Here is a 3,524-nt window from a genome sequence, read left to right as displayed (position 1 = left end):
AGTGACTTTCACTTCGAGACTATCGTATGTTACACCGTCAATAGTTTGTCCAGCGTTTGTTTCAACGATAGTGTACTTGTAAGTGCCAGCTTTAGTGTATTCGATTGGTGCAAATGCGACCTTACCATCAGCAGTGTTCTTCACTTTTTGAACTTCTGAGCCATCTTCGTCATTCTTCAAGACAAACTCAAACTCATCAGCTTTCAAGGTACGACCTGAGAGAACTTTTGTTACTTCAATAGGAGCTGACGTTTTCTCAGCAGCGTATGTGTTTTCAAAAGTCTTATCATCGTTTTCGTATGCGACAGCTGCAGATAAATTGCCTTCAGCATCTGCTGATACAGTAACTGTTACGTTAACAGGGTTGGCATCGTAAGTAACACCTTTTTCAGTTGTGTTCGCTTTTTTCTCAACAATGTGGTAGTTGTATGTACCAGCTTTGTCAAATGTTAATTCGGCAAAGTTGATATTACCATCCGCATCATTTGTTACTGTTTCAACAACTTTACCTGTCTTGTCATCGAACAAGTCAAATTCAAACTCACCAGCTTTCATAACACGACCAGTCAATTTTTTAATTGCTTGGATTTGAGCATTTACTGGCGTTGGGCCTTCGTTAGTGATTTCTTTGCCGTTAGTGTTATACTTAACAGTATAAGTTGCACCACTAGCACCATTAATAGTAGCACCTTCAGCAAGTGGGATACCTGTTCCGTCTGCCAACTCACGAACAGAGTAAACTAATTTGCTACCATCTGTATCAAGTTCCGGTAATTGGTCTTTCCACTCATAAGTGTAGACACCATCATTTTCAGTTATAGTTGGTGTGTAAGAACCAGTGACAGGTTTAGCATCTGTTTCTGCTTCGCTTTCTTTACGAACATAAAGACCTACACTTACTTGCTTGTAGTCTCCTGCGTTACCCTTAGTCCATTTTTTAGTGGCTGTAAAGTCAACTGTTTTACGTTTGTTCGGAATGTTCAAGATAACAGGTTCACCAGTCATATTAACTTCACGTTCTGTTTTATCTAGAATATATCCGTCTTTAGTGCGAACTTCTGTAACAACGTAAGTTCCGTTTGACAATACAGGTGTGATGGCAACACCGTTTTCATCTGTCTTGATAGTGTATCTCTTCGATTTGTCGTCTTTATTGACAATATCGAATTCAACGTCTTTCAATTTAACATTAGCATCGCCTTCATCATATTTAACGATTTTAACTTTACCAGCAAGGTCAACCGAAACTGTCGCACCTACCGATTTAACAGCCAAAACTTCAGTTGAGTGCACTGTTTTGGTGTTTGTAGTACCATTCCATGATTTCCATGTTGGACGAGCTTCTCCATCTACAGTGATACCAGCTGAGTTTTTAACTTTTGTGCCATCAGCTGGGGTAGTTGTGTGATATTCGAGATGGAAAGCCTTTGTTCCCGTGTTGGTTGGCAAGAGCAGTTCGTAACCAAAACCACTGTTTGTAATCTTCAAAAGAGCTTTGTGATCTGAATCAGCCTTATAAGCAGCAGGATCGGTTGTTACTTGATAAGTTTCCAACTCACCAGTTTTTTCTGCCTTTGAAGTATCCGTTGATTCATAAGTAACGGCCTTAAGAACAAAGCTGTCTGCGATGAAGGTAGCCAAGGAACCGCCATCTTTATCAATAGCATCTTTAATAATAACAGTCTTGCCTGTTAAATCTTCAGCCGCACGGTTGACACGCATCCACCACGTCACATAATTATTCGTACCGTTCGACCAGCCACCTTTGAAAACAATCTCACCTTCAACACCAACGGCATCTTCATCCTGATAAGGTTTAAAGGTAATGGTTTGTGTACCCCCGGGGAGGTTATAGGTTACCGTGTTTTCCGTGCCCGTCGTCGTTGCAATTGACGAAACGTTAAAGGTTCCTTTTACATTTTGTTTATCTTCAACTTCTTTACTAAAAGTAAAAGTTATAACACCTGTTACGCTGTCGGCTACTACTTTACCCAGGACTTTATTACTTGAGGTATCAATCAAATCCAAAGTGGCATCTTTAAGAGACAAACCATCTGGAACTTTGATTGTAAAGTAATCCCCTTCTTTAATATCTCCGGCAGCTAAGCCAGGAAAAGCAAACTTCCCATTAAATAAAACACCTTTGTAAGTGCTTCCCTTAGCATGCCAGAAAATTTCATCAGCATTTCCTGTATCCTCAGCAAGGATTTTAACGTCTGAAAAGACAACTCTATCGGTGATGTCTGCTGCTTCGACTTGAGTTGTTTTAGCAAACACCCCCAAGAGCATCAGAGGAAAAAGAAATGTTAAAAATATTTTTTTGAAATTTTTCTGTTTCATAATATTCCTTTCTAAATGATTGAAATTAATTGAATAGTGCATCGTCTTCTCCCAGTAAGCAACACCCCTTTCAATCGCGTAGATTAATTACATAGTTATGAGCCTTATACTATGTAATTTTGCTTGGGTAAAGAATATACTGTTAGCATTATTCAAAATATTAAATTCAATCTTTAGCAGGAGTATCACTACTCATGATCAGATGGAAATATAGCAAAATATTATCCACAACCATTATACTACATATCGTCAAATATTTTCAAGCATATTTTTTAATATTTCAAGGCATTTATTTACACACTGTAAACCTTCGCGATGTAATGTTTTTATATCTCAAACAATAGGGCACACATATGAGAATTGTCTAAAAATACTGATGTGATAGGAATTTTCAGAAAAGAGCTTTTCACAATCCAACCTAGTCTTTATAGTAAATTTATGTTATAATGGAATCAGAAAAAAATTGTAAATTATTTAGAATTGTATATAGTAATATTTTTTGTTTATTTGTGGTTAATCAAATGATAAAAGAGTATTCAATATGCATATTTAAATAATTATAAATAGAAAGGTGAAATCATGCCAAAGAATACTCGTGACTTAATTATTAGTTCACTCATCACACTAGCTAAGAAAAATCCTCAGCGTAGCTCCTTTACAATGACTGAAATTGCTGCTGAAGCTGGTATTTCACGACAAGCGATTTATCAAAAGCATTTTAACAATTTTGAAGATATTATTGAGTATATTCACGAAGAGACCAATCAGCATATTTTTAACGTCTTTAATAAGTACAGCCCTAACAATGATGGAGATCCTATTTCTTTTTTAGCAGACTATATACTTCCGCTCATATACGAAAAAAAGAAATTATTAACATCTTGTATACCACACAAGTCGACCCATGTTGGAAGGAGTTTCTGCGTGAGATATACTCAGGATGGGTACTAAAAAATGTTAATTACCAACTGAAATATAATTTTAGCAAAGAAGACATCGCCTATATCATTACAACCATGGCAATTTCATTCATCGAGGTCTGGATTCGCAAAGAAAATCCAATACCGCCTAAGGAATTCAGGGAAACTTTCATCCAGCTAGCTAAGACTTCTCTATGTGATTATATCGTGTCATAAAAAAAGAATCTTGAGTTCCACTCAAGATTCTTTTTATTGTCCACCTTT

Annotated in this window: 1 protein-coding gene and 1 pseudogene; one reads left to right on the top strand and one right to left on the bottom strand. The window is 36.7% G+C overall.

Annotation, left to right across the window (positions count from 1 at the left end):
• Positions 1-2,277 (bottom strand): Spy0128 family protein (locus tag SORDD24_RS11135; protein WP_231082651.1); only part of this gene is annotated, 2,277 nt, incomplete at its 3' end.
• A 642-nt stretch (positions 2,278-2,919) separates the two neighbouring features.
• Here SORDD24_RS11135 and SORDD24_RS01825 point away from each other — a divergent pair.
• A pseudogene (locus SORDD24_RS01825) lies at positions 2,920-3,476 on the top strand (TetR/AcrR family transcriptional regulator).
• Positions 3,477-3,524 lie beyond the last annotated feature (48 nt).

The sequence above is a fragment of the Streptococcus oralis genome, assembly GCF_001579175.1.
Taxonomy (GTDB): Bacteria; Bacillota; Bacilli; order Lactobacillales; family Streptococcaceae; genus Streptococcus; species Streptococcus oralis_O.
The sequence above is the reverse complement of the archived record's forward strand: the minus strand, read 5'-3'. Positions and strand labels throughout refer to the sequence as shown.